This is a genomic window from Thalassospira sp. MBR-102 (assembly GCF_040549275.1).
In the GTDB taxonomy this organism is placed as follows: Bacteria; Pseudomonadota; Alphaproteobacteria; order Rhodospirillales; family Thalassospiraceae; genus Thalassospira; species Thalassospira xiamenensis.
Window position 1 is genome coordinate 103,689 of sequence record NZ_JBEPTC010000015.1, and the last position, 24,826, is coordinate 128,514.

General features: G+C 55.5%; 27 protein-coding genes. 12 read left to right on the forward strand and 15 right to left on the reverse strand.

All coding sequences use genetic code 11. The annotated features are described in order from the left end of the window. Positions 1-218: 218 nt before the first annotated feature. Both ABIE64_RS20530 and ABIE64_RS20535 read right to left on the reverse strand, forming a co-directional pair. The gene (locus ABIE64_RS20530; protein ID WP_354378449.1) at positions 219-1,178 is read right to left on the reverse strand and encodes a phospholipase D family protein; all 960 of its coding nucleotides are present in this window, start codon (positions 1,176-1,178) and stop codon (positions 219-221) included. Between the two features lie 22 nt (positions 1,179-1,200). Further along, positions 1,201-1,395 carry a hypothetical protein gene (locus ABIE64_RS20535; RefSeq protein ID WP_354378450.1) on the reverse strand — a complete coding sequence of 65 codons (195 nt, stop codon included), beginning with the start codon at positions 1,393-1,395 and terminating at the stop codon, positions 1,201-1,203. Between the two features lie 250 nt (positions 1,396-1,645). Between ABIE64_RS20535 and ABIE64_RS20540 the strand changes: the two genes are divergently transcribed. The 5 genes from ABIE64_RS20540 (at position 1,646) to ABIE64_RS20560 (ending at position 6,084) form a co-directional block, all read left to right on the forward strand. Beyond that, the gene (locus ABIE64_RS20540; protein WP_354378451.1) at positions 1,646-3,067 is read left to right on the forward strand and encodes an MFS transporter; all 1,422 of its coding nucleotides are present in this window, start codon (positions 1,646-1,648) and stop codon (positions 3,065-3,067) included. A gap of 45 nt (positions 3,068-3,112) precedes the next feature. Beyond that, positions 3,113-3,583, forward strand: a complete 471-nt coding sequence (locus ABIE64_RS20545) for a MarR family winged helix-turn-helix transcriptional regulator (RefSeq protein ID WP_354378452.1) — start codon at positions 3,113-3,115, stop codon at positions 3,581-3,583. A gap of 18 nt (positions 3,584-3,601) precedes the next feature. Next, positions 3,602-4,381, forward strand: coding sequence for a siderophore-interacting protein (locus ABIE64_RS20550; protein ID WP_354378453.1), 780 nt, complete (start codon positions 3,602-3,604; stop codon positions 4,379-4,381). Positions 4,382-4,499: 118 nt separating this feature from the next. Next, entirely contained in the window at positions 4,500-5,828 is a 1,329-nt protein-coding gene (locus ABIE64_RS20555; protein ID WP_354378454.1) for a permease, read from the forward strand. A 19-nt stretch (positions 5,829-5,847) separates the two neighbouring features. Further along, positions 5,848-6,084, forward strand: coding sequence for a thioredoxin family protein (locus ABIE64_RS20560; RefSeq protein WP_354378455.1), 237 nt, complete (start codon positions 5,848-5,850; stop codon positions 6,082-6,084). Positions 6,085-6,110: 26 nt separating this feature from the next. On the opposite strand, the gene ABIE64_RS20565 is transcribed toward ABIE64_RS20560, so the two are convergent. Continuing rightward, positions 6,111-6,779, reverse strand: a complete 669-nt coding sequence (locus tag ABIE64_RS20565; RefSeq protein ID WP_354378456.1) for a hypothetical protein — start codon at positions 6,777-6,779, stop codon at positions 6,111-6,113. Positions 6,780-6,947: 168 nt separating this feature from the next. Next, positions 6,948-7,166: a DUF3126 family protein gene (locus tag ABIE64_RS20570; RefSeq protein ID WP_007089297.1), complete on the reverse strand. Its 219-nt coding sequence runs from the start codon at positions 7,164-7,166 to the stop codon at positions 6,948-6,950. 316 nt (positions 7,167-7,482) lie between these two features. Here ABIE64_RS20570 and ABIE64_RS20575 point away from each other — a divergent pair, with 316 nt between their 5' ends. Together ABIE64_RS20575 and hpt are read left to right on the forward strand one after the other, a co-directional pair. Beyond that, positions 7,483-8,145 carry a glutathione S-transferase gene (locus tag ABIE64_RS20575; RefSeq protein WP_114093294.1) on the forward strand — a complete coding sequence of 221 codons (663 nt, stop codon included), beginning with the start codon at positions 7,483-7,485 and terminating at the stop codon, positions 8,143-8,145. A 195-nt stretch (positions 8,146-8,340) separates the two neighbouring features. After that, the gene (gene hpt, locus ABIE64_RS20580; protein WP_063091850.1) at positions 8,341-8,877 is read left to right on the forward strand and encodes a hypoxanthine phosphoribosyltransferase; all 537 of its coding nucleotides are present in this window, start codon (positions 8,341-8,343) and stop codon (positions 8,875-8,877) included. Positions 8,878-8,918: 41 nt separating this feature from the next. Here hpt and ABIE64_RS20585 read toward each other — a convergent pair whose 3' ends face one another. The 4 genes from ABIE64_RS20585 to ABIE64_RS20600 all read right to left on the reverse strand — a co-directional run bounded on the left by ABIE64_RS20585 (position 8,919) and on the right by ABIE64_RS20600 (position 12,309). Beyond that, complete coding sequence (locus tag ABIE64_RS20585) at positions 8,919-9,437, reverse strand: hypothetical protein (RefSeq protein WP_354378457.1); 519 nt, start codon at positions 9,435-9,437, stop codon at positions 8,919-8,921. Further along, positions 9,434-9,721 carry an ElaB/YgaM/YqjD family protein gene (locus ABIE64_RS20590; protein ID WP_007089293.1) on the reverse strand — a complete coding sequence of 96 codons (288 nt, stop codon included), beginning with the start codon at positions 9,719-9,721 and terminating at the stop codon, positions 9,434-9,436. The genes ABIE64_RS20585 and ABIE64_RS20590 overlap by 4 nt, the downstream gene beginning before the upstream one ends. Positions 9,722-9,989: 268 nt before the next feature. Further along, on the reverse strand, positions 9,990-11,162 hold the full coding sequence (pobA, locus tag ABIE64_RS20595) for a 4-hydroxybenzoate 3-monooxygenase (RefSeq protein ID WP_354378458.1): 1,173 nt from the start codon (positions 11,160-11,162) through the stop codon (positions 9,990-9,992). A gap of 208 nt (positions 11,163-11,370) precedes the next feature. After that, a complete protein-coding gene (locus ABIE64_RS20600; protein WP_354378459.1) occupies positions 11,371-12,309 on the reverse strand; it encodes a substrate-binding periplasmic protein in 939 nt (312 codons plus the stop codon). A 298-nt stretch (positions 12,310-12,607) separates the two neighbouring features. Here ABIE64_RS20600 and ABIE64_RS20605 point away from each other — a divergent pair, with 298 nt between their 5' ends. Both ABIE64_RS20605 and ABIE64_RS20610 read left to right on the forward strand, forming a co-directional pair. Next, complete coding sequence (locus tag ABIE64_RS20605) at positions 12,608-13,438, forward strand: HAD-IIB family hydrolase (RefSeq protein WP_354378460.1); 831 nt, start codon at positions 12,608-12,610, stop codon at positions 13,436-13,438. Next, complete coding sequence (locus tag ABIE64_RS20610) at positions 13,431-14,660, forward strand: glycosyltransferase family protein (protein WP_007089289.1); 1,230 nt, start codon at positions 13,431-13,433, stop codon at positions 14,658-14,660. The genes ABIE64_RS20605 and ABIE64_RS20610 overlap by 8 nt, the downstream gene beginning before the upstream one ends. Positions 14,661-14,684: 24 nt before the next feature. Here ABIE64_RS20610 and ABIE64_RS20615 read toward each other — a convergent pair whose 3' ends face one another. The 4 genes from ABIE64_RS20615 to ABIE64_RS20630 form a co-directional block, all read right to left on the reverse strand. Then, entirely contained in the window at positions 14,685-15,176 is a 492-nt protein-coding gene (locus ABIE64_RS20615; RefSeq protein ID WP_063091844.1) for a hypothetical protein, read from the reverse strand. An 89-nt stretch (positions 15,177-15,265) separates the two neighbouring features. Continuing rightward, the gene (locus tag ABIE64_RS20620; RefSeq protein WP_354378461.1) at positions 15,266-15,736 is read right to left on the reverse strand and encodes a hypothetical protein; all 471 of its coding nucleotides are present in this window, start codon (positions 15,734-15,736) and stop codon (positions 15,266-15,268) included. A gap of 136 nt (positions 15,737-15,872) precedes the next feature. Next, positions 15,873-17,687, reverse strand: a complete 1,815-nt coding sequence (locus ABIE64_RS20625; protein WP_354378462.1) for an alpha-amylase family glycosyl hydrolase — start codon at positions 17,685-17,687, stop codon at positions 15,873-15,875. A gap of 237 nt (positions 17,688-17,924) precedes the next feature. Then, positions 17,925-18,554, reverse strand: coding sequence for a hypothetical protein (locus ABIE64_RS20630; protein WP_354378463.1), 630 nt, complete (start codon positions 18,552-18,554; stop codon positions 17,925-17,927). 116 nt (positions 18,555-18,670) lie between these two features. Between ABIE64_RS20630 and ABIE64_RS20635 the strand changes: the two genes are divergently transcribed. Beyond that, a complete protein-coding gene (locus ABIE64_RS20635; protein WP_354378464.1) occupies positions 18,671-19,567 on the forward strand; it encodes a LysR family transcriptional regulator in 897 nt (298 codons plus the stop codon). 786 nt (positions 19,568-20,353) lie between these two features. Here the strand turns inward: ABIE64_RS20635 and ABIE64_RS20640 are convergent. Beyond that, positions 20,354-20,752 carry a cupin domain-containing protein gene (locus tag ABIE64_RS20640; protein ID WP_354378465.1) on the reverse strand — a complete coding sequence of 133 codons (399 nt, stop codon included), beginning with the start codon at positions 20,750-20,752 and terminating at the stop codon, positions 20,354-20,356. A gap of 146 nt (positions 20,753-20,898) precedes the next feature. Continuing rightward, positions 20,899-22,614, reverse strand: coding sequence for a thiamine pyrophosphate-requiring protein (locus ABIE64_RS20645; protein ID WP_354378466.1), 1,716 nt, complete (start codon positions 22,612-22,614; stop codon positions 20,899-20,901). A 139-nt stretch (positions 22,615-22,753) separates the two neighbouring features. Between ABIE64_RS20645 and ABIE64_RS20650 the strand changes: the two genes are divergently transcribed. Continuing rightward, positions 22,754-23,515, forward strand: coding sequence for an IclR family transcriptional regulator (locus tag ABIE64_RS20650; RefSeq protein WP_354378467.1), 762 nt, complete (start codon positions 22,754-22,756; stop codon positions 23,513-23,515). 89 nt (positions 23,516-23,604) lie between these two features. Then, on the forward strand, positions 23,605-24,222 hold the full coding sequence (locus ABIE64_RS20655) for a LysE family translocator (protein WP_354378468.1): 618 nt from the start codon (positions 23,605-23,607) through the stop codon (positions 24,220-24,222). A gap of 23 nt (positions 24,223-24,245) precedes the next feature. Here ABIE64_RS20655 and ABIE64_RS20660 read toward each other — a convergent pair whose 3' ends face one another. Beyond that, complete coding sequence (locus ABIE64_RS20660; protein ID WP_354378469.1) at positions 24,246-24,755, reverse strand: GNAT family N-acetyltransferase; 510 nt, start codon at positions 24,753-24,755, stop codon at positions 24,246-24,248. Positions 24,756-24,826: the final 71 nt, after the last annotated feature.

A 24,826-nucleotide genomic window follows, 5' to 3' on the forward strand; every position in this document is an offset into this window, starting at 1 on the left:
TTCTCTTCCCGCGCATTACGATAATCAATCATGCTCGCGGCCAAGGCACCAAATCTTCCGCATCAACTTTGAAACTGACACAGTCTTCATCGCCAGTTTTTTGAAAGCGGGCTAGCACCGCGCTAGACAGCCTCGATATAAGTTTCGGTCACGCCAACCCGAGCGCCCAAAGTTTCCTTCGTCATATATCGGTATTCTCGATTTAAATTTGCGTTGTCTTAAAGCTCTCTCTTCTTGATGTATTGCTCAGCAAATTCACCAATTTCCAGATGAAAACTTCCACGCCCTTCATATGAAGACTCTATAAAAGGCTTCCAATCACTAGCGCGGCCTATATTCAGGCTTAGCTTAGATTTTTCACAGAAAACAACACCCTCATTTTCACGTCGTATTTTAGGCATATGCCATATACCATCATAACGAACCCCTCCCTTGGGGCCCCGATAGAAACAAATTATATCTGCCGCGTTCGGCAATTCATCCCAGTTCTCGAAAAGGTCAATGTCACTCGGTTTCTGACCTCGAGATTTTGCGGCTATTTTTTCTATTTTGAGCTTTTCTTTAGCCTCTTCGCTGATCTTGCCATCATATACAGCGATAAAAATACTTTTATCGCTTAAGAGATACGGTTCTCTTGCAAGGGCTTCTAACAAGCCTAAACCAGAATCAAAATCCGACAACTGATCAAATTGATTACGATTAAGCCAGCGGCGCTCATTCCACCGCTCTTTAGCTTTTACCAAGTCATTGCTACTGATTTCTTGCGTATTATTTTCAGCCCATAAAAAATCAAACCGATCACGCAACTGATTAATCATACTGCCATCTTCAATGAAAACATTTGCTTCCAACCAACCAGAAGTCTCAGCCCCCTGAAAAGAAAGACCATTCGCGGAAGCATTGGACGACCCCAACACCGCTGACGAAGACCCTAAGTAAAACTTGGCATGTAGAAATGGATTATGGCGAATATTCACACCGTCATTCAGCATTTTTTCGATTTCATATGGGTTTGTTCCACCCATTGTCAGATTACAAATTACCTTAGTATCTGACCTAACTTGCAGTTGGGAAAATGCCCCTCGCCCCCAAAAAGCAACAGCAATTTTTGCATTTGGCTCAGAACAAATGCCCTGGATCACAGCAAGCTCACGCTTCGTATCTATAAGATTTGGCATCAAGAATTCACCCGAATGTTATTTAATGACAATGCACCGACCCCGCCTTGTTATCCATATGGCAACACTGCCCCGGCGGGGAGCTTTTGCGGCAGCCGCCGCCATGTTCAACCGCCTGATCAAACGCGATTGAACCCTGTGCCGCATATGTTGCCATTCCCGGCAGGGCTCCCATCGCAAACAGCGCACCGATCCCCAGAACCATCATCATTTTCATCAATCTGTCCTCCCTTATTCACCCCGAATGGTACACCTCTAATATAGCCCCGAACACTACCCCTAAGGACAGCCCCAGAAGAACAGCCCCGAAAACAAGTTGACAAAATCAACCACATTTTATATTGGTTGATAAAGTCAACCATATAACCGTGCCCGCAACCGCGATATCGGGTGGCATTTGCCCCGTTTGCCCGCTCCTCGCGCCGCCTCTTGCCACCGCACGCTTTGTTTTCGGAATGTTGCCCCACATGAAGATATCAAAAACCATCCACGCCGACGGATTGCCGCAGCCCCAGCGGTCATTCGCCATGATCGCCGTGTTGCTGACCGTCATGATGGCAGTCCTTGACGGGTCGATCATGAATGTCGCCCTGCCCGCCATCGCGCAGGATCAGAATGTCAGCCCGGCGCACGCCATCTGGGTCATCACCGCCTATCAGTTGGCGGTTGTCGTTGCCCTGCTGCCGCTATCCGCCCTTGGCGAAGCGATTGGCTTTCGCAAGGTCTATCTGGCCGGGATGGTGATTTTCGGCATAGCATCCGCCCTTTGCGCCTATTCCCCCAATATCGAATTCCTGACCTTCGCCCGCGTGTTGCAGGGTTTGGGCGGAGCAGCACTCATGAGCATCAACGCAGCCCTGATGCGCCACAGCGTCCCGCAGGCAAAGCTTGGCCGGGCCATCGGGCTGATTGCCATGGTGGTCTCGATCTCGGCCGCCGCCGGGCCGACCATTGCCTCGGCCATTCTGGCGGTGACGACATGGCACTGGCTGTTTCTGATCAATATGCCGATTTCGATCATCGCCATTGTTCTTGGCACATTCGCCCTGCCCTATACCAAACCGACCCGCACCCGGTTTGACTATATAAGCGCATTCCTGAACGTGCTGGCCTTTGGCGGCCTGATTTCGGCCCTTGGCAATGTCGGCACCCAAAGCCACCCGATGCTGATCGCGGGCCAGTTCGTGATTGCGATCACCGCCGGGTTCTTCCTTGTCCGTCGGCAGTTTTCGCGCGAACGGCCGATGCTGCCGCTTGATCTGCTGGCCCGTCCGGTCTTTGCCTGCTCCATCGGGTCATCGATTGCGGGCTTTTGCGCGCAATTCATCGCCTTTGTCGCACTCCCATTCTATTTCCATGACGTGCTGCACTATAGTGCTGTCGATACCGGCCTTCTGATGACGCCATGGCCCGTCGCCACCGCCATCATCGCCCCCATCGCCGGGCGACTGGCCGATAGATATTCACCCATCCATCTGACCGGGATCGGCATGGGGATTTTTGCCATCGGCCTGTTTGCAGTCACCCTGATCCCGGCCGGAAGCCCCCATACCGCCCTTGCGATCATTGCCTGCCTGATGATCTGCGGCGTTGGTTTTGGCCTGTTCCAGTCGCCCAATAACCGCCTGATGATGACAAGCGCCCCACGCGACCGCAGCGGCGGTGCGGGCGGGATGCTCGCCACCGCCCGCCTGACCGGGCAATCGGTTGGTGCCGCCCTGGCCGCGATCCTGATCGGCACGGGTGGCGCGTTTGATCTGACCGCGATCATGGGGGTTGCGGCGGGCTTTGCCCTGATATCGGCCGCCATTTGCGAGGGCCGCAAATATGCCATCCGCACCGGCATCATCGCCCCGCACGGTGCGGATGCCGTCGCCAAGCAGTCATGACAAACCCCGCAACACCTTGCGCACGTGCAAGACAGAAACATATCGATGAGTAAGCCAATGGAAACGCCAGAAACCAAATCTGCAAATGCGCATGTCCCCGGCGAAACCCTTCACCGGCTTGTCCATGCCTTCAAGCGTGCCATGCGCGAAGGTTTGCAGGATGCCGATATGCCGCTGCCAATCTCGCAGATGCGCACGCTGAAATGGATCATCAAAAGCCCCGGCGTCACCGCACAGCAAATCGCCGCCCGCACCGGGCAGGACAAGGGCCGCATCACGCGGCTTATCAAGGAACTCGAAGAAAACGGATTGATCGAACGCCGCCCGCATCCCGAAGACGGGCGAAGCCAGACCCTGCATTTGACGCCAAAGGGCGATGCGCTGATGGAAGAATATCGTGCCGTAGAAGCCAAAATCCGCACGCGCATGGCCACCGGTTTAAGCCAGAAACAAATCACGGATTTCAACGAAATTGCCAGCCTGATGGCCGACAATCTGGAATCCGAAAACAGATAATCCCTACAGGAGCTTGGAATGAACAGACCAGCACCCCGCGATCTGACCGTCATCCGAAAAGGTTATGTCACGCCCAATATGCTGCGCGTGACCCTGGGCGGTGACGGCATCGTATCCTTCCCCGACGATCAGGAAAGCGCCTATGTCAAACTGATCTTCCCGATTGACGGCGATGAAAAGGACCGGGTTTTGCGCCGGACCTATACCGTGCGTCATGACCGCATCACCGATCAGGGCCGCGAAATTGATATCGATTTCGTCATGCATGGCGATGGTTCCGATGATAACGATCACGGCGGCCCGGCCTCGAACTGGGCGGTGAATTGCAAACCCGGCGATCTGATCACCATCGGCGGCCCCGGCCCGAAAAAGCTGGTTGATCCGACCGCCGACTGGTTCCTGATTGTCGGCGATATGACGGCCCTTCCCGCCATATCGGTCAATCTGGAAACGCTGCCATCCGATGCACGCGGTTACGCCGTGATCGAAATCGCGTCCGAAGCCGACATGCAGGATTTGCAAAAGCCCGATAACGTCACCATCGAATGGGTGATCAACCCGCATCCGGGCGAAAATGCCAATGCCCTGCCCGATGTGGTGAAAAAACTGCCCTGGGCCGATGGCCGCCCGTCGGTCTGGGCCGCATGTGAATTTACCGCGATGAAAATGCTGCGCGATCATTTCCGCAATGATCGGGGCTTGGGCAAGGATGATCTTTATATCTCAAGCTACTGGAAACTCGGCCTGAACGAAGACAACCACAAGGTCATCAAGGCCAAGGACGCCGAGGCCGCATAATTCCGCCCCAAAAGATTGAAAAACAGGCCACGAAACAAAACCCTGATCTTGCGCTAGATCAGGGTTTTGCTCTTTGAAACCCGCTAGATTGCAATATTGATCCAGTCTGGGGGATGGCATGCTCAACTCTTTGCGGACACTTTATCGCGACAACCCGAAAGAGGCGCATCTGGCGGCCCTTGTTCTGGCGGGCTTTCTTGCGATCTATTTTATCCCTGCTGGCACCCAACGTTTTGACAATGCCGTCCTCGAAGCCGTCCGCCTGACCAACTGGTATGCGCGCGAACATGTCATCCTGTGTCTGCTGCCGGCCTTTGTCATTGCCGGTGCGATGGCGGTTTATATCAGTCAGGGATCGGTCATGCAGTATCTTGGCCCCGATGCATCCCGGCCGATTGCCCTGGGTGTTGCCGCGATCTCGGGGACGCTTCTGGCGGTGTGTTCCTGCACGGTATTGCCCCTGTTTGGTGGCATCTACAAACGCGGGGCCGGTCTGGGCCCGGCCATTGCCTTTCTCTATTCCGGTCCGGCGATCAACATCATTGCCATTGTGGTCACGGCCAAAATTCTTGGTGCGGAAATCGGCATTGCACGCGGTGTTGGCGCAATTGCTTTTGCCATTGTGATCGGCATGATCATGCATCTGATCTATCGCCGCGAAGAAGCCGCACGGGCCAAAACATCGGCGCGCGGCTTTGCCGCCAAGGATACCGAAAAGCCGCTTGGCACCACCATCACGTTTTTCGCCCTGATGATTGCGGTTCTGGTCTTTGCCAATTGGGCGCCGGTTGAAAATTCGATCTGGATGGCGGTTTTCAACCATAAATGGCTGATCACCATTGTGCTTTCGGCCGGGCTTGCGGTGTTGCTGATCTGGCAGTTCAACTGGTCGGCAACGCATCTGCTGCGACTGGCCGGGCTGGTCATCCTTGCCGCCCTGATTGTCCCAGATGCGCCGCAACTTGCCTTTGCCATCGGGATTGGCGGCATGATGCTGATCGCACTTTCGCGCCCGAAAGACCGTGAATGGGCCGATCAAAGCTGGGATTTCACCAAACAGATCCTGCCGCTTCTGGTGATCGGGGTGTTTGTCGCGGGCCTGCTGCTGGGCCGTCCCGGCCATGACGGCCTGATCCCCGCCCGCTGGGTCAATGCCGCCGTCGGCGACAATTCCCTGAAATCGACAATCCTGGCCTCGGTCCTTGGCGCATTCATGTATTTCTCGACCCTGACCGAAGTCCCGATTGTACAGGCATTGATGGGGGCCGGAATGGGCAAAGGCCCCGCCCTGTCGCTGCTTCTGGCCGGTCCGGCCCTGTCGCTCCCCAATATGCTGGTGATCCGGACCGTCATCGGCACACAGAAAACAATGGTATATTGCGCGCTTGTGATCGTCATGGCGACGATCACCGGTTTCATCTATGGCAATTACTGGCCCGCAAACTGATCGATAAAGGAATCCCGCCATGAAATTGAAAATTTACGGCAGCGGCTGCGCCAAATGCCAGACACTCGCCAAAAATGCCACCGCCGCGGCACAGGCGCTTGAACTGGACTATGACCTTGAAAAAATCACCGATACCAACGCCATCATTGATGCCGGTATCATGCGCACCCCGGCATTGATGGTCGATGAAAGCATTCTCGTCGAAGGCAAGGTCGCCACGGCGGATGAAATCCGCCAGTTGCTTCAATCGCGCTAAAGCTGCCGCATAGCCGGGATGCTGCCTCAGATATAGCGCGAATGCAGCCGCGCCATCCGGCGGCGGGCGAAAAAGCCGGTATGCTGGGTGGTCTGGACTTCTTCGGGGCGCAATTGGCCGTTTCGGTCGTAAATAAAGCTCCGGCTGGCCCCGATCACCCCTTTTTCCGAGCTATAAACCCCGATCACGATAATCTCGACCCGGCAATCCTCGCCATTGCGGACCGGATTGCAGGCCACCGCATCTTCGTAATCACGCCGGGTCGCGTGATCAAACCGCCTTAGCAGGCGTTGCATCGCGCCCAGTTCAATACACCGGCCTGATGGCAACGGCCCCTGCAATGTCACCTCGTCAAGCCGTGCCGAAAGGGCCGTCTTTTTATTCTGGTCATTCTGTTCACTCTGGCGCGTGCCATCATCCGGGTCGGCATCGGTCACAAGCTGGCAAACGCGGTTTTCCCCGCCACCAAGGCACATCACCACCGTTTCGATATGGATCGCTTCCTGACTCATATTGCTGATCAGGAACCGCGCATTTTCCGAATTCCCCAGCATCTGGTTGATCACGATTTTGGGCCGCCGCACCCGGCGGTAATTCTGAAACAGCAATTGCGCATAGAAAATCCACACCAGCAAGGTCGCAAGGCTGACCGCGGTCTGAAGCAATGTGCTGTGCTGTTCGATCCAGTCAATCATGCCTGTCCTTTGAAATGAAACAAACCGGGTAACGGGTACGCGCCCCTTTTCCAACGTGCCCGACACGCTTTTGTTTCCCGCGAACAGCCCCCCGTACAAACGCCAATCCCCAAATGCAAAACGCCCCGGCCATCGGCACGGGGCGTTTGTATCGGCAATGCCGCAACCTTAAACGGCTGGCGGCAGGTCTTCTTCAAGGATGACGATATTCAGCGAATAGCTGACCTCGCCTTCGTCCTCGTCACGGTGCACAACACCGACAAACTCGTCGCCAACGCGCATTTCAATCGGGTGGCCTTTGCGCTTGGGCGCATCGACGGCAATTTTCGGATTATCAAAAGTACGGCGCAGATAATCTGTAACGCGCGCGATTTCGGTCGGTGTCATGTAACTGGTCCCTTGCTTGTGCCAGGTCGGCTTTGGTCTTCGACCGCGTTCCGTACAAATGGCGCACCCTCTGCGCCCGCACGTCCCCGAACGGGTCTTGCTAAATGAATGACGGGCATTGTCCTTTCACAAACTGTGCCATGAAATCAACCCCGCTTGCGCAAAAAAGGCCCCAAAGGACGCAATTTTTTGCGCGATCCCGTCTTGTCCGTCTTTTGAACATAGGAAGTCGATACGTGAATGTCTAACGCATGACAATCCGCTTTGTGCCCGATAATCGGTTGCAATGCATTTCCCCAGGCGCTAATCGACTTATATGACTGATCACGACACCCGCCCGGTTTTATACAGTTTCCGTCGCTGCCCCTATGCGATGCGCGCCCGCATGGCCCTGCTGGCAAGCGGCACCGATGTCGAACTGCGCGAAGTCGTGCTGCGCGACAAACCGCAATCCATGATCGATGCCTCCCCCAAGGCCACCGTGCCCGTCCTGATCCTGCCCGATGGCACCGTGATCGACGAAAGCCTTGAAATCATGGTCTGGGCGCTGGCCGAAAATGACCCGGAAAAATGGCTTGAGCCTGAAAGCGGCACGCTTGAAGACATGCTCGCCCTGATTTCGCAAAATGACGGGCCGTTCAAACATCATCTCGACCGCTATAAATATTTCAACCGCTACGAGGATGCCGATCCGGCCGAACATCGCCGCGATGCCGAAAAAATCCTCAACCGGCTTGATGGCCGTCTGGCGGTTGGCAAATACCTGTTTGGCACTCGCCCGGCCTTGGCCGATTTTGCGATTGCGCCCTTCATCCGCCAATTCGCTAATACCGACAGGGACGCCTTTGACGCGGCCCCCTTTGTCCATCTGCAACGCTGGCTTGATGATTTTCTGAATTCCCGCTGGTTTGCCGATGCGATGGTCAGATATGACCAATGGCACGAAGGCGATGAACCGGTGATATTCAAAGCCGCCTGACCGGTTGCCGCCTGCCTGTTTCCATCTGATGAAAAAGCCGTCGTATAGATGGAGTGACTGTTGCACAATCAGGGCGTGCAACAGGGCATGAATTCTACGGGATTATACTTCTGTTACCATTCACGGGCTGGTCATGGGGGGCGGCTTGTGATAGCAAGCGGGAAATCATCCCACAACGCTTCAGGACCGAGATTGATGGCCGATTATGATGTCAAGCCGCTGATAACGGCGGACGAAATTGCCACGCAGATCGATGCGCTTGCCGCCAAGATCAATGAAAACTTCAAAGATACTGAAAAACTGATCGTTGTCGGTCTGCTGCGCGGATCGTTCGTTTTCATCGCCGATCTGGCCCGCAAGCTGACCGTTCCGGTCGAAGTCGATTTCATGGTCGCGTCTTCGTACGGCGATTCCACCGAAAGCTCGCGCAATGTCCGCATCGTCAAGGATCTGGACGGTCAGATCCGCGGCAAGGACGTGCTGCTGGTCGAAGACATCATCGATACCGGCTATACCCTGTCCGAAGTCGTCCGCCTGCTCAAAACCCGCGATCCGAACCGGCTTGAAATCTGCACGCTGCTGAACAAGCCGTCACGCCGCGAAGTCGAAATTCCGATCCATTATTGCGGCTTTGACATTCCCGATGAATTTGTCGTCGGCTATGGCATCGATTACGCTCAGGCCAACCGCAACCTGCCCTTTATCGGCACGGTGCATTTCCACGGCGAATAAGCTTTCGGAAACTGGAAATGAAAATGGCGGGAACCATCCGGTTATCCCGCCATTTTTGAATCTGGTGTCGTGCTGCCATTTTCCGGCTGGTCTGGCGTCCCCGGTTGTTCGGCGGGGCTTGTTGTCGAACCAACCGGCCGATCAAACACGCCAAGGGCCGATAAATCGGCAAACAGGCGCTCCAGACCGTCCTGCATGTGCCGCTTGTCGCCCTGCCCGGTTGCGTAACCGGCGCGGGCCGCATGGATCAGCATATCAAACAAAACCGCATCTTCATCGCGTGCCGGTTTGGCACCTGCTTTGTCTTCGCGTGCGATCCCGTCACTTGGGTCGCGTTGCAGAACAATCGCCAGCGCCACCAAGCCAAGCGCGACCAGAACCGTCCCCAGACCAAGGGCGGCACCAAGTGTCCCGAACTGCGCGGCCAGATAAATAAACACCGCCGCCAGCAGGAACCCGATCCCGATCAGGATCGTCACCCCGATAACCGCAAAGACCGCCAGCTTTACGGCGGCGGCCTTTGCGATTTCAGTGATCGCTTCAACAAGCTGATCGATCATTTACGAAGGAGTCCGCCAACCAGCATGCCAATGCCGAAAGTTATGGCAACCGAGGTCAGCGGGCGTTCGCGCACCTGATCAACGGCAACGCCGCGCGCATGGTCAAACTGGTCATGAACCTGGCCCGAAACCTCGCGAACACGCTCTGCGGCGGACTGGGCAACAGAATTGGCCCGGTCACTGCCCATCGTTCTGAGCGTCTTGGTGACTTCGGCAAGATCCTTGCGCAAAGCCTCGACATCGGCCTGAAGTTTTGCATTATCCGTATCAGTCTTGGTCACCATCATAAAACTCCTGTGGTTATCCATTAACTTATTCGACACTTGCTTAACGAACCGGACCCCAAAGAAGTTCCACACAAGATTGTGATCATTTGGAGGCACCCGCGTCAAACCGCGGCATTCTGCGCCCCGGGCCAACATATTTTTCCAACAGAAATCCGCTTTTGACAAAAAAGAACGGCCCGTCGTGGGAACGGGCCGTTCATTCCTTGCAGATATCCGGGCGGATTGCGGAGTGTGGGGCTCCAAACCATGCCGATCAGCAAGACAATCAGTAAGGCAAACCGACATAGTTTTCTGCAAGCGTCGTCAACCCTGCCTTTGAAGACAGGATATATTCCAGTTCGGCGCGGCGGATACGACCGTCAAAATCGTGATGGTCATCAAAGGTGTGCAGCATCGTTGTCATCCACCAGCTAAACCGCTCCGCCTTCCACACGCGTGCCAGCGCTGTATCGGAATAGGTTTCAAGCAAATCATCACGGTTCTGCTTGAATTTACCGATCAATGCTTCGGACAGGTAATGCACGTCACTCGCCGCAAGGTTAAGCCCCTTGGCCCCGGTCGGCGGCACGATATGCCCCGCATCGCCCGCCAGGAACAGACGCCCGTGGCTCAACGGTTCGGCCACAAAGCTTCGAAGCGGTGCAATGCTTTTTTCAAACACCTCGCCCTCATTGACCAGCTCCCCGTCCGCCTCGCCAAGCCGGACCCGAAGCTCGCTCCAGAACCGGTCATCGGACCAGTCTTCGATCTTATCACTGCTCGGCACCTGCACATAATGGCGCACAACGGTTTCGGACCGCATCGAACAAAGGGCAAATCCCCGGTCATGGCTGGCATAAATCAGTTCATCCGCCACCGGCTTCGCCTTCGCCAGAACACCCAGCCAGCCAAACGGATACACCTTTTCATAAGTCTTGAGTTTCGATGACGGCATCGTCTGCCGCCCGACCCCGTGGAAGCCATCACAGGCCGCAATATAATCGCATGTCAGTTCGACCGGATTGCCGTCCTTGACATATCGAACACGCGGCTTGTCGGCATCAAAGTCATGCAGGCTGACATCCTCGGCCTCGAACACGATCTCGCCGCCATGATCAAGGCGTGCCTGTATCAGATCCTTGGTCACCTCGGTCTGGCCGTAAATCATCACGGTCGAACCACCGGTCAGTTCTTCGATATTCACATGCTGGCGCTTGCCGTTAACGCTAATATAGATGCCGCCATGAATGATGCCCTCGCGCTTCATGCGGGCATCAACGCCGACCCGCTCCATCAGGCCGACCGTCCCCATTTCAAGAACACCGGCCCGAATGCGCCCCTCGACATAGGCGCGGTCCTTGCGCTCAAGGATAATGCTGTCAATTCCCTGCACATGCAGCAGATGCGAAAGCAGCAACCCCGAAGGACCGCAGCCGATAATGGCAACAGGGACATGCATGACGTAAACCTCACTTGACTATTCTTGTTGGTTTTCCGGAACAAGAACCGTTCCAATAAGGAAAGAATACGTCTGATTTCACATGGGAAGAATGGACAAACCGGGAAAAGGATAGGACAAATCGAACATCTATACCGCAATGGTTATCGCAACATATCCCGATGGTTTTGATCGGGCCGCTGATGGTCAAGGGATCATCAAAAGGCGGTCAAAAACCGCCAACCTGATCTGCCCCCACCTGATCTGCCCCGGTCGGATTTCCCGGCACGCTCCCCTGCCCGTTAACCGTCATTTTCGATCCGGGCGTGGTACTTGCGGTTTGTTCACATACCCCCCAGCCCCGGCACATGGCCCGGCCTTCGGGGGTATCAAGGAACCCGTCAAACGCATCGCGCAACACTTTGCCTTGCGGGTGATCCCGGGAAAACAGGATGAACATGTTCTCTGATTGCACCGGATCGGTAATGCCATAGCGTTTCACCGCATCCTCGCCCAGAACCCGCGCCATATCCATCAGGCCGACATCCTTTTCGTCAAAATAGATATCAGCCCGCCCGGCATCCAGAAACCGCCATGCGGCTTCCGATGACGTGACAATATCAGCCTGAATGCCCAGACGGCGAAATTCAACCTCGTACCAATAACTGGCAACCCCGACCGGACGCACCCCCAGGGGGCCAAGATCGGCGATTGCGTCAATATCAAGCCCGGCGGGAAACCTGTCCTTGCGATAAAATCCGATCTGGTGCGCCTTTGCGATTGGATAGCGCGGATAAAGGACCTCGGCCGCGCGTTCGTCGGTCCAGATCCAGCTGAATGTCGCGGCATATTGCCCCGCAATGGTCTGCTCATAAGCACGCCGCCACGGTACAAAAGCATACCGCACCCGGTATCCCATCGCCTCGAATACCTCGGTCACCCGCTTGGTGTGAATGCCGTATCCGGCGGCATTTTCCGTAATCATCGGCGGCCATTCGCCTACCGCAAACAGAACTTCGGGCTTCTGCGCCGATGCTTCTGTGATTTTGCCGACTTCCTGCGCGACCGCCCCTGTCAAACCCGGGACCATGCCGCAAACCGCCCCCCACACGATCTGCACCATCAACACCAGTACCGGCAAAACAATACCCGTTCGTCTTTTCCCCACACCATACTCCTGCATGGTTCCGGCATATGCTGCCGCCTTACCCCGATAGGTCACTTTATTGTTTTTTCTGAACTTATCTTATGTTGATAAGCCTGACGGATTATTAAACGCCAAATTCGATATTTTTCATACGCGCGATCACGATACCGGATCAAAATGCCTTTAATTTCATCAACATGTAACGACGCATAAAGTTTAACCTTTCCACTGTCGCCCTGTCTTGACCTGTATGCTAAGGTAAGTTCCGGTTATTGCACCGGCCCCGTCAAAAGCCTTTTGAAACCGACCAAACGGGACAATGACAGAACACAGCCACTGCGCCATTTTCACCGATCTTGACGGCACCCTGCTTGATCATGACACCTATTCCTGGGCCCCGGCGGTCCCGGCGATTGAACGCATAAAAAAGCTCGGCATTCCGCTGATTGCGATCTCGTCAAAAACGCTGGCCGAACTTTCCGATCTCAATGCCACGGATCATCTGTTTGATGGATTGATTGGCGAAAATGGCGGCGTGATCCGCCTTGGTGATCAAACCGAACAACCCGGCCCCGCCACCGAAACCATCGATGCCGCCCGCGATGCCATCCGGGCTGCCCTCTCCATTCCCGTCACCAGTTTCCGCAGCACATCGCCCGAAATCATCGCCGCCCAAACCGGCCTTTCCCCCGATGATGCGGCGCGCGCCGGACTTCGGCACTGCTCCGATCCGCTGATCTGGGCACCGACGGACAAAGATGTCACCATCGCGCGCGCCATTGCCGAAACATTCGGCCTCAAACTGGTCAAGGGCGGGCGTTTCCACACCCTTTGTGGCACGACCGACAAGGGGGCCGCCATGGCGCGCATGCTGGAACTATTGGCGCAAAACAGCGTTCTGCCTTCAACGGGTTTAACGCCTTGCACAATTGCCTTGGGGGATTCCGCCAATGACGCCACCATGCTGGCAGCGGCCGATGTCGCAATCCAGATACCGCAAAAACATGCATCTACAACAACCGCATTGATACAGGATCCAAAACTGATCATCGCGCCTGAACCGGGTCCTTCGGGCTGGAACGCGGCAATCAATTCCCTTCTCGATCAATTGACCAATACCAATAACAAAAGCGAGGTACTTCATGGCTGATTTTCATCAGGGCGGGCCGATCACGACCCTGCACCGCATCATCGACCGCAACCCCGAAGAACTCGCTTATGAAATGACCGCCTTCGCCCGCCAGCGTCGGCAAACCCTGATCCTGCCCTGCCTGTATTCCGAACTTGAAACCCCGGCCATGACCACCATCCTTAATGGATTGAAACAGGCCACCTATATCGATCAGATCGTCGTTGGGCTGGACCGGGCCGACGCGACACAATACGCCTATGCGCGCGAATTTTTCAAAGACCTGCCGCAACATGTCCGCATCCTCTGGAATGACGGCCCGCGCCTGCGCAGCGTCCATGATCGTCTGGCCGAATATGATCTGGCCCGCTATGAACCGGGCAAGGGCCGCAATGTCTGGTATTGCCTTGGTTATACGCTGGCATCGGGCCGAAGCTCGGTCATCGGCATTCATGATTGCGACATCGCAACCTATAAGCCCGACCTGCCGGCCCGCCTGATGTATCCGATTGCCAACCCGGCGTTTAATTTCGCCTTTGCCAAGGGTTATTACGCCCGCGTTGCCAATGGCACGCTCAAGGGCCGGGTCTGCCGCCTGTTTGTCACCCCCCTGATCCGCGCGCTCAAACAGGTCGTCGGCAAAACAGATTTCCTCAATTACCTTGATTGCTTCCGCTATTCGCTATCGGGGGAAATGGCGATCAGGACCGACGTTGCCTATGGGCTACGTGTGGCGTCCGACTGGGGCCTCGAAGTGTCGATGCTCTCGGAAATGTATCGCAACCACACGGTTCACCGTCTGGCCCAGGTCGATATCGCCGATATCTATGATCACAAGCACCGCGAATTTGATCCGGCTGAAAAGGATGATGGCCTGTCACGCATGGCAAGCGATATCGCCAAATCCCTGTTCCGCAAACTCGCCACCCAGGGCACGGTTTTCTCGCATGAAACCTTCCGAACCCTCAAGGCAACCTATTATCGCACCGCCCTTGACCTGATCGAACAATACCGCGCGGACGCGCTGTTTAACGGCCTTAAAATCAATCGCGACGAAGAAGAAAAATGCGTCGAGGTGCTGGCCGAAGTCATCATGAGTGCCGGCCAGCATTACCTTGATAACCCGCTCGAAAGCCCCTTCATTCCAAGCTGGCAGCGCGTTGAAAGTGCGATGGGCGATATCTTCGAACAGCTCTCGGCTGCTGTCGAAGACGACCTGAACGATGCAGGGATCGGCACTTGACGCGCACCTGCCCATCGCAATAGGTCAAATATGATACTGGCATTCATAATCAAACCGGATGCCAAGTATCTGATCAATCAGGTCCCTGTCCCGATTGCGCGTGCGCACCGGTAACAAAACGCGCAACCAGTGCTGATCGGTGCGCACGGCAAGGGTGACATGATAGAATTTCGGCTCCCCGCACATCATCGTGTTGAACAATGCCGCCGTCAGGCAGGTGCCGTATTTCATGTCGATCTCGCGCGGGCTGGCGCGCTGGAAACTCTCCCGGTTCAGGGACACAATCGACGGGGCATCGATCCGCACCACGAAATCTTCCTTGATCGGCATATATTCATAGATGGTGATATCGTCGAGCCAGCGATGCAACCGCTCTGCACTCAGAATGTCGCGCGACGGCACGATCTGCTCCGGGTCTTCTGCACGCGCCTCATGCCAGAGCCGGACCAGATCCGCAACATGCGGTCCGATATTTTCGGGCAATTCATCAAGTTCGAAATCTGTCGTCTCGGCCATTCTGTTGCGTGACCTTCTGCTTCTCCCACATTAGTAAAATTGGGAATACAAGGTGAAATAACAAGATGCGGCTGATTAAATCCGCCGCCTCATACCTTGTGCAGAAAATGCACCACCAGAACCTGAATGACCGGATCGCCCTTCCGGCATCTTGTGCGCACCGGCAACATCAACCGCAACCAGTTTTCCCACTGCGCGCGCTCGACCCCGATCATGTGGATTTGCGCCTGCCCGGTTTTGATCACTTCGCACAATGTACGATAAACCGTTGTTCCGAAATCCAGATCGATCTGGCGCGGGGTTGATCCCTGATAATTCTCGCCACTGGCCGCGATCATGTTCGGCGCATCGCGGCGAATGACGAAATCGTTGCGATCGGGCTGATATTCGTAAATGCCGATATCATCGCGCCATGGGGCCAGCATGTCGGAACCCAGATCACGCCGGTCGGGAATATCCCCGTCACGGCAGGCATCCTGCCAAAGCGCAAGCAATCGGGAAACCTGCCCGTCCACATCGTCCGGCAGGTCATCCAGCCGAATTTCCTGCGCATAGGCCATCGCGCAACAAGCTCCCCGACACGTCCATTCTATCTTTGTCGATCATAGGAACGCATCACGCCGCAATGCAAGGCGCAAACATCAGTTTTTTCTGATTTTAAGTATTACAGCGTATCTACCGGGCCGAAAACTTTCCTCAAACCGGCATCGCATCGCGATAACGTTGCAGCAACCGGCTATCAATGCGATTGCGCCCGTCGATATTTGAAATCCACACGATCTGATAGGGTGCCAGCGCAAGGATACCGTTGAAATCCTCGATCACCTGCTGGGACAGCAGATCGGTCCAGCCCTCGGTCATGATCAGATTGATCTTCGAAAGATCAAGGTCCTGCACCTGATCGGTCAGGTTGAAAACACAGAAAATGCTTTGATCGTTCAGATGGCTTTGCCGCCACACGCCCAGCAATTCCGGCCCAAGGTTAAGCGTATATTGCGTCGCATTGGGGTGGAACGCCGGCTGCCCCATGCGGATCGACATCAATGCACGCAACTGGTCAAACGCCCGCTTGGCGATGCCTTCTTGTGATAACCGCGCCTCGGCCTCCTCAAGCTGCCAGATTTTGCGGTTAAGCCTGCGCGGAATGCCGGTTTCCTCATATCCCGTCTGATCGTTTTCGGTGGCAAAGATCGTCTGCACGTAAATCGCCGGAACGCCCTCAAGCGACATGGCAATCGCCTGGCTCATCACAAACCGTTCAAGGCCAAAGGTACGATCCCCGCCAAAACTTTCCGCCAGCATGCTAAACAGCGTGACGTTAAGTTCATAGGCCTTCTGCCCGCCGCCCTTCAGCGACCGGTAGCTCACCTGCCCGCCCATCTTGCGCGCATGGTCGGTCATCACCTCGATCTCCGCATCCGGGATCAGGTTCTCGGCCGGGCGCAGGCCAATGCCATCATGGCTGGCGGTGAAATTGAAAAACGTGCAACCCGCCGGTGCTGGTGGCATCGACATGATGCATTTGCGGATATAATCGCTGCGCCCCGATAACAGCGCATGAATGATCACCGGTGGCAGGCTGAAATTGTAAATCAGATGCGCCTCGTCCTGATTACCGAAATAGGACAGGTTTTCAAGCAGCGGCAGATTGGTTTCGGTAATGAACAAAACATCGGGATGTACCGCCGTCGTCGCCAGCCGCAATGCCTTGATGATCTTGTGCGTCTGATCAAGATTGATCGAACTGGTCCCGGCCACCTTCCAGATAAAGCCAATGGCATCAAGCCGCACGACCCGGACGCCATGTTTAAGATATTCCAGAACGATCTTCAGGATTTCAAAAAACACATCCGGGTTGCCGTAATCCAGATCAACCTGATCATAACTGAACGTGCACCAGACATGCTTTTCCCCGTCCGATGTCGTGACCTTGCTTAACAACGGATGGCTCCGCGGCCTGACCACATCGGAAAGATCATCATCGGGGCTGGCGGTTTTGATGTAATCGACACCGGGCTTTTCCCCGGCAAGGAACTGCTGAAACCACACATGCGATGCCGAAATATGGTTCGCCACCAGATCGGCCATCACGGTGGCATCTTTGGACAATGCCTTCACATCGTCCCATGTGCCAAGCTCCGGGCGCAACGTACTGAAATCGCTGACCGAAAACCCGTCATCGGACGTAAAGGGATGAAACGGCAGGATATGAATCCCCGAAAGCCAGTCCTTAAGCCACGTGCGATAAAAATCGCCAAGGCTTTGCAAACCATGATGCCCGTCGCGCGAAATGCTGTCGCCATAGGTGATCAGAAACGCATCACGCTGATCCCATTTGCGCAGATATTCCTCGCACGGCTCCGCCCCGTCCCCCTCAAGCGGCAGGTCCAGCACATCAAAAACCCGGCGCACCAGATCGGCGTGATCATGTTCCGGATACACATCCGCAAGCAGATTGCGCATTGCACTTGCGAACGCAATACGCCCCGAGGTTCCAATAACGCGATCCATGCTGGCTCCTTTGGGCAGGCAAATCAGGAATTCACCTTAATCAAATAATGATTTTGCCTATGATGCAAGCAACGATTTCAAAGTGCTAACAAAGCAGGCAGCCGAACCTTTCAAAAGCTGATCCCGGCCCAAAGACAATCAATCACGCAACAAAAAACCTACCCGGCACATGGCCGGGTAGTGATTGAAATCTGAAAATCCGCATCCGGCAGAAGGCATTCCGGGTTCTGTTCATGACTACTCGGCAACCGCCCCTGCAACAAAGCCGGCAGACGGCACAACCGATGACCGACGTTCAAGCTGACGCCGCAACACCGGCCTTACGAACAAAATCGCAACGAACAGCCCTGCCGACAGACTGATGCCATAAAACAGCATGAAATGCTGATATCCCAGCCACGGCGCAACCACGCGTGCGGCCCCGAACGCAGATGCACAAAACCACGACACGGAACTTACCGCGCCAAGGATCGTGCATATCAAAAGCCGGACCGATGACGCTTTTTCCTGTTTATCGGCAAATACCGGAAAAGCATAAAGGTGAAGGAAAATGCCATTGATCGTCAGGATAGTGACGACCGTAACCTTGGCAAATACCTTGCCGTTTGCGGCAATGGCAGCAACATCAAACCCGATACCAAGCCCGATCAATGCCACCCCGGACACCCAAAGCACCCCCAACAGCAAAGCCGTGTAAACGGCATCCCTGCCTAGGTCATACCTGCCTTCCTGATACTGACCACGCAGCATCGCAATGTCTGCCCGCGCCACCAGAACAAACGCAAATGCGAACGCAAACAGGTGCAACATCAAAACCGACTGCCGGATCAACGGCACTAAAAACTCATGGGGATCAACGCCCAGCACGATCTTACACTCCTTGTGCCCCTCCCCTATTTCGCTCCTGCACAAAATTTACGAGTGTCAGACCATAAAAAAAATTCTATATTTATGATTATCTCATTCAAAAAAGTTGAAGCTTTATGTCTGGCATCACCCTTGATCAATTGCGGGTCTTCGTCACCATTGCCGACCTCGGAAGCTTTGCCGCCACCGCGCGGCATCTGAACCGGACACAATCGTCGGTCACCTACACGATCCAGAAACTCGAAGAACAGACCAATCTGGAACTGTTTGACCGGACGGCCTATCGCCCGACCCTGACCAAGGCGGCACATTCCCTGCTGCCCCATGCACGCAAGGTCATGGCGGATATTTCCAGCTACCGCCAACACGCCAAAGGCATCGCTGACGGGCTCGAAGCTTCGATCACGATTACAATCAGCCAGTTTGCATCAAACGCCCCGCTGATGGATGTCCTTGCGGTTCTCGCCCGGAAATTCCCGACAGTCCGCGTAAGCCTGTCGACGGTTACGATCCAGACAACCGAAGTCCTTGATAGCGGCGCGTCCGATCTTGCGATTTTGCCGGAATTCATTCCTTTTGGTTCCGACTATGCCCGGGCTGCCTGCGGGCAGGTCAGAATGTGCGCCGTGGCACGACCGGACCATCCGCTCGCCTGGTTTCCGGGAAAAATCCATATCGATGCGATGCACGCCCACACCCAGATCATCACATCGGCGCGCGATGCCCCGACCCTGCAACGCAATCACGCCGTTCAGGCCCTGAATTACTGGAAGGTCAATGACCTTGAAACCAAACTTGCTATGATTTTACGCGGGATTGGCTGGGGTGGCATGCCCGAACATATGGTCGCCGATCATATCCGCAACGGAACCCTCGCCCTGCTCGACCCCGAAAGCTGGGATGGACTAAATCACATGCCGGTCCTCGACATTGTCGTCGCCCACCGTCAGGACAGGCCACTTGGCCCGGTTGGGCAGTGGATTTTTGACCAGCTAAAAGATGCACCCCGGTAATCGAACCCGCCATGCTATGCACAAAAGACACCGGAAAGGTACAATGATCTATCTTGCTCTTCCCCAACCTAACACTCGTGCAAATCGGGTTCGCTTCTCGAAACCAAATAACAACCTCAAGATTAGCGGGCGCCAGAACAGCAAAGGATAGGAAAACCCAAACCCGATAAAATATGCAATGAGAGGCAACCACCAATCATGCCCTTTTTCGATCACAGCTTCCCTTAGCAGAAGAGCAAACAATCCAAAGAAATGCCCTGCAACCATAAAGCACGTCGGACACGACCTTTTTCGAACCTGCGATCCTTTGAAAACGATAGCCGGGCGGATCAACGTAGCGTTAATTGTTCTTGATCGAAAAGGTGTCGCTATGGTGATAAAAAAACCCACCACTGCAATGATGACCTGATCAACCACCGAGGTTGCGTAGAGATCATTATAAATAAGAAACCCGGAAACAATCGACCATAGGAGACAACCATACACTAAAGCCCTGAGAGGCTTGGCTTTAACCATCTCGACATAACGTCTCAGAAATCCGTATCGCACTGGGCTTTAATTCCCCGAAACATACCCAAACCCCAGCCACAATCATAACGCGAAAACCCGACGGAAAAATAAAAAACGGGCCAATATCTCCAGTACAAGTTTCAAAAATTCACCACCTCGAACATTTGTGAGGCGCAATCACTACCTTTACCTGCCTACAGGAGTGAAATCGCTGCCCGGTTATTCCTTCACCAGAAAGAACCAAGCAAGCTACTTTCTTTCCCATAAAATCAAAATTCAGTCGGATGCATCTTCGGGCTTATAGATCACGTTTTCCGCGCCCTCGGCACCCATAAAGACGACAACGACACGCGCGGGAATATCGCCATCATTGATCCCCTCATGCCAGTAATCCATCGCCTCAAGCACCCCTTCCCCGGCGCGATAGGTGGTTTTTCCCCCGTCGCCGTAATCGACTGTAATCTGCCCTTCAAGGATATATCCATAGGTCGGCACGCCATGCTTGTGCCAGCCGGTTTTCTGCCCCGGCGCCATCGTCGCCAGCACCGACCTGATCCGCGCCTTGCCCGACGGATAGGAAACCTGCTCGCCGACAAAATTCACACCGCTATCAAGCAGCTTCACCCCGTCATGAACATCCTTGGCGGGCACGCTTTTCTCCGGATGTTTTTCCATCAGATTTTCCATGTTCTGCGAACGCTCCCGCGTCGATTGATTTCCATAATCGGTAAATCATAGGCCGATGACGCGCCTAAATCATAAAAAACCGGGCATCATTACCTTGATACCCGGTTTCATCATCGGCTCAGTATCACCGTCCCTTACGGCGCAATCGTCACCTCAACCAGCGCATGGGTGCGGTTGGTATCAATATGCGCAATCGCACGGCGCAGGATTTCCGGCAAATCGGCCGCCCGTTCGGCCTTGGCGGTCCATGCCCGGCTGGCTTCCGCGACCTTGGTGAAATCGGGGCTCGGTTTAAGCCCGGTCAGGGGCATCTGGTTGGTTTTCGCGGCATACCCATCGGGATACATCCCCGTCACCGACTGGCGCACCGCCCCCCATTCATTATTGTTCAGAACAAGGATCAGGATCGGAAGCGCCAGCGCCTCGGCAATCTGATGGCACGCCGTCGGGTTGGCAAACATGTATGATCCATCGCCCATGGTCGCGACCACCAGCTTGTTTTTATCCGCCAACTGATAACCCATCGATGCCGGGAAGGACCAGCCAAGCCCGCCGGAATGCGGCTCCTGATACCAGCTGCTGTGCTCCGAAAGCGAAAGCGGCTCCAGCGGGCAGCCGAGTTCCGAAAACACCGTTGCCGACCGCCCGGCAATCGCCTCCGACAGGCACCGCGACACAAACGCCTTACTCATCGGATCAACCGATCCGGCATCGGCCGCCGCAAGCGCCTTTTTGCGCGTCCCCGCATTGATCGCCGCGACCTTTTCGCGCCGGTCGGCACAGGTTTCGCGATGATCCCCATGATGACGATCCAGCGCGTCGGCCAGCGCCATGATCACATCGCCGGTTTCCCCGGCAAGCGAAAGGTCGGCGGCAAAATTGCGCCCCGGAAAACGGGAATAAAGCGGGTTCTGCCCGATCTGGATCACCTTGCAATCATCACGCAATTTATGGATTTCCGGCGACCATGGCGCAAGGCAATCAATCACCAGAACCGCATCGGCGTCTTTAAGCCACGGTGCCGGGTCCATGCCCGCCATCATCGGATGATCGGTGCCAAGGGCAAGCTGGATCGCCCAATATTGCACCACCGGAATGCCCCACTGATCAACCAGTGACGACAGGCGATCAAACGCCTCGGCCGTACCCGTGCCGCGCTGGGCGATGATCACCGGGTTTTTCGCATTGGCAAGGATACGCGCCGCATCTTCAAGGCTTTCCTTGGGCGGCATCACCCGGACCGGCTGCATGCGAAGCGGCGCGTCAATCGCATCCCCCGGACAGGGTTCGCACAAAACCTCGCGCGGCAGGGATACATAAACCGGCCCCTTAGGGACCGAGGACGCAATCGCATAGGCCCGGTCAACAACGTCGGGCACCTGTTCGGGGAATTTAAGCTCGTATTCCCATTTCGATGCCTCGCGCACCATCGCCGCCTGATCGCGCATTTCCTGGCCCCAGCCAATGGGAACCGTGCGCGCACCAAGCCGCCCCTGTTCCATAACCGGGGTGCGTCCTGACATCAGGATCACCGGCACATGCTCGGTCGCGGCATTGATCGCGCCAATCGCGCAATTGGCCAACCCGACATTGGTATGCGCCATCACCGCCTGGGTTTTGCCCGTCGCAAGGTAATAGCCATGCGCCATACCCATCGCGGCATTTTCATGCGGCATGACAAGCGCATTGGGAAGCTCGACATCCTTGGCATTGGCTTCGGCCAGCCCTTCGATGATCGGCGGAAAATCCGTGCCGGAATTGGCAAAGATATAATCCACCCCGATCGCTTTCATCCGCGCCAGAATGGCCCCGCCCGCGGTCAGCGTGATACCCGCCTTGTCTTTTTTCATTTGACGTTCCTGCCACATTTCTATATTTGAAATTTAATTTATAATATAGTTTATTATCGAAATCGGGCATGCGTCAAGGCACCGCGACGCAAAATCATGCGCGTGCAACATATGCCTCCCGGGTCAAAGGATACGGATCATGACAAGCCAGCTAAACGGATCGGTGCTCAAGGCCTTCCGCATTCTTGAACTGTTTGCCGAGGGACGGTCTGAACTGACCGCAAGCGACACGGCGGCCGCCCTTGGCATCAACACCATCACCGCCCACCGGTTCCTGCATACGCTGGAACAGGCCGGGGCGCTTCGCATGGTCGCGCGCGGGGTGTTCCGGCTGGGTTATGTCTTTGCCGATCTGGGGGATCGTGTGCTGCGCGATGGCAGCCTGCCCAACCTGATCCAGCCGGTGCTGGACGATCTGGCGCGTAACGTGGGGGATGCCTGCATGGCCACCGAATTTGACCGCGACATGGCGGTCTGCATCGCCAAGGCCCTGCCCGACCGCCCGCTTTATGTCGATATCCGCATCGGATCGCGCCTGGATGCCTTTTGCACCGCGCATGGCAAATTGTGGCTGGCCTTCATGGGGACCGATGAACAGGATCGTTATTTTGATCAGGTCCGCCTGACCGGCATGACCGAGCGCACCATCACCGATCTGGCGGCGCTCAAATCCGAACTGCGCACCATCCGCGAACAGGGCTTTTCAATGAATAACGGCGAACGCGAAAGCGACATTTACGCCGTCGCCGTCCCGATCCTGACCCAGCATGGCCGCATGGTTTCCGCCATTTCGGTCTTTGGCGCCTCCCCGACCCTGATCGAACAGAAACGCGATCACATTCTGACGGCCCTGCGCGACGCCGCCGAAAACGCCACCCGCGCCCTTTACGGGCATTTCTAGAGCACGTCGCGTCACAATCGTTCAAGACGACATCCGGCAAACCATGCGACATTTCCGGCGATGGCCCCAAAACCGGAAAGGTGCGCAAAATGATGATTGAAAATCTGCTGCTGCTTTGGCTTGCCGCCCTGCCGCTGATGGGAAGCCCCGGCCCCGCCACCATAAGCCTGGCCGCCAGTGGTTCGGCCTTTGGCATTCGGCCAAGCCTTGGCTATCTCGGCGGGATCGTCACCGGCACGATTGCGGTTTTGCTGCTGGTCGCCACCGGTATTGCCACCGCCCTTCTCGCCCATCCGATAGCCGGTCAGGTCCTGACGGCGATTGCCGCGCTTTATATCCTTTATCTGGTATGGAAAATCGCCACCGCCCCGATCAGACCCGCCAACAGAATAGCCCATCAGCCTGAACCCAAAGCCCCAGATTTCCGAGGCGGCGTGATGCTGGCAATCGCCAATCCCAAGGCCTTTGCCGCCATCGGCGCGGTCTATGCCGCCCATGCCATCGCGCCACATTCCCTATGGCTTGATAACGCCCTTAAAATTGCGGCTCTGGCGCTGGTGATCGTGCTGGTCAATAGTCTGTGGCTGGTTTTCGGGGCGGGCTTTGCGCGCCTGCTTTCCGATCCGCGTTTCGGGCGGCTGATCAATATCCTGTTTGCCGCCCTGCTGATCGCATCCCTCGCCATGGCCCTGCTGTCGTTATCCTGACGGCAAGGAATCTTCTGCGTCATTTACGCGCGGGCATCCGGCTCGTTTAAAAAAAGCTGCATCGTCACAAGATCAAGCCACCGGTCAAACTTGCGCGCAACCTGCTTGGCACGGCCGACCTCGACAAAACCAAACCGCTCATGAAATCGAATGGAATTGACGTTTTCCGCATCAATGCCGCCAATCATCACATGCATACCGGCCTCTTTGGCCATCGGGATCAGCGCCGTCAACAGCGCCCTGCCCATTCCCGCCCCGCGATGATCGACATGCACATGCACGGAATGCTCGACCGTAAAGCGATATCCCCAGCGCGCCCGCCACGGGCCATAGGACGCAAAGCCCAGAACCTTGTCATCGTCTTCCGCGACAAGCACCGGAAAGCCCTGCTGATTGCGTCCCTCAAACCATTCGCGCCGCTCCTCAAGGCTGGATGGCACATCATCATAAATCGCCGTACTATCGCGAAGAACCTGATTATAAATTTCAAGAATTTCCGGAAGGTCCCGTTCCGTCGCACTGCGCACAAGCATCATCGTCTCCGTTTTTTCATACCGATAATCTCTTGCCGACGATAATCCATTATAGTAGACAGTCAATATCG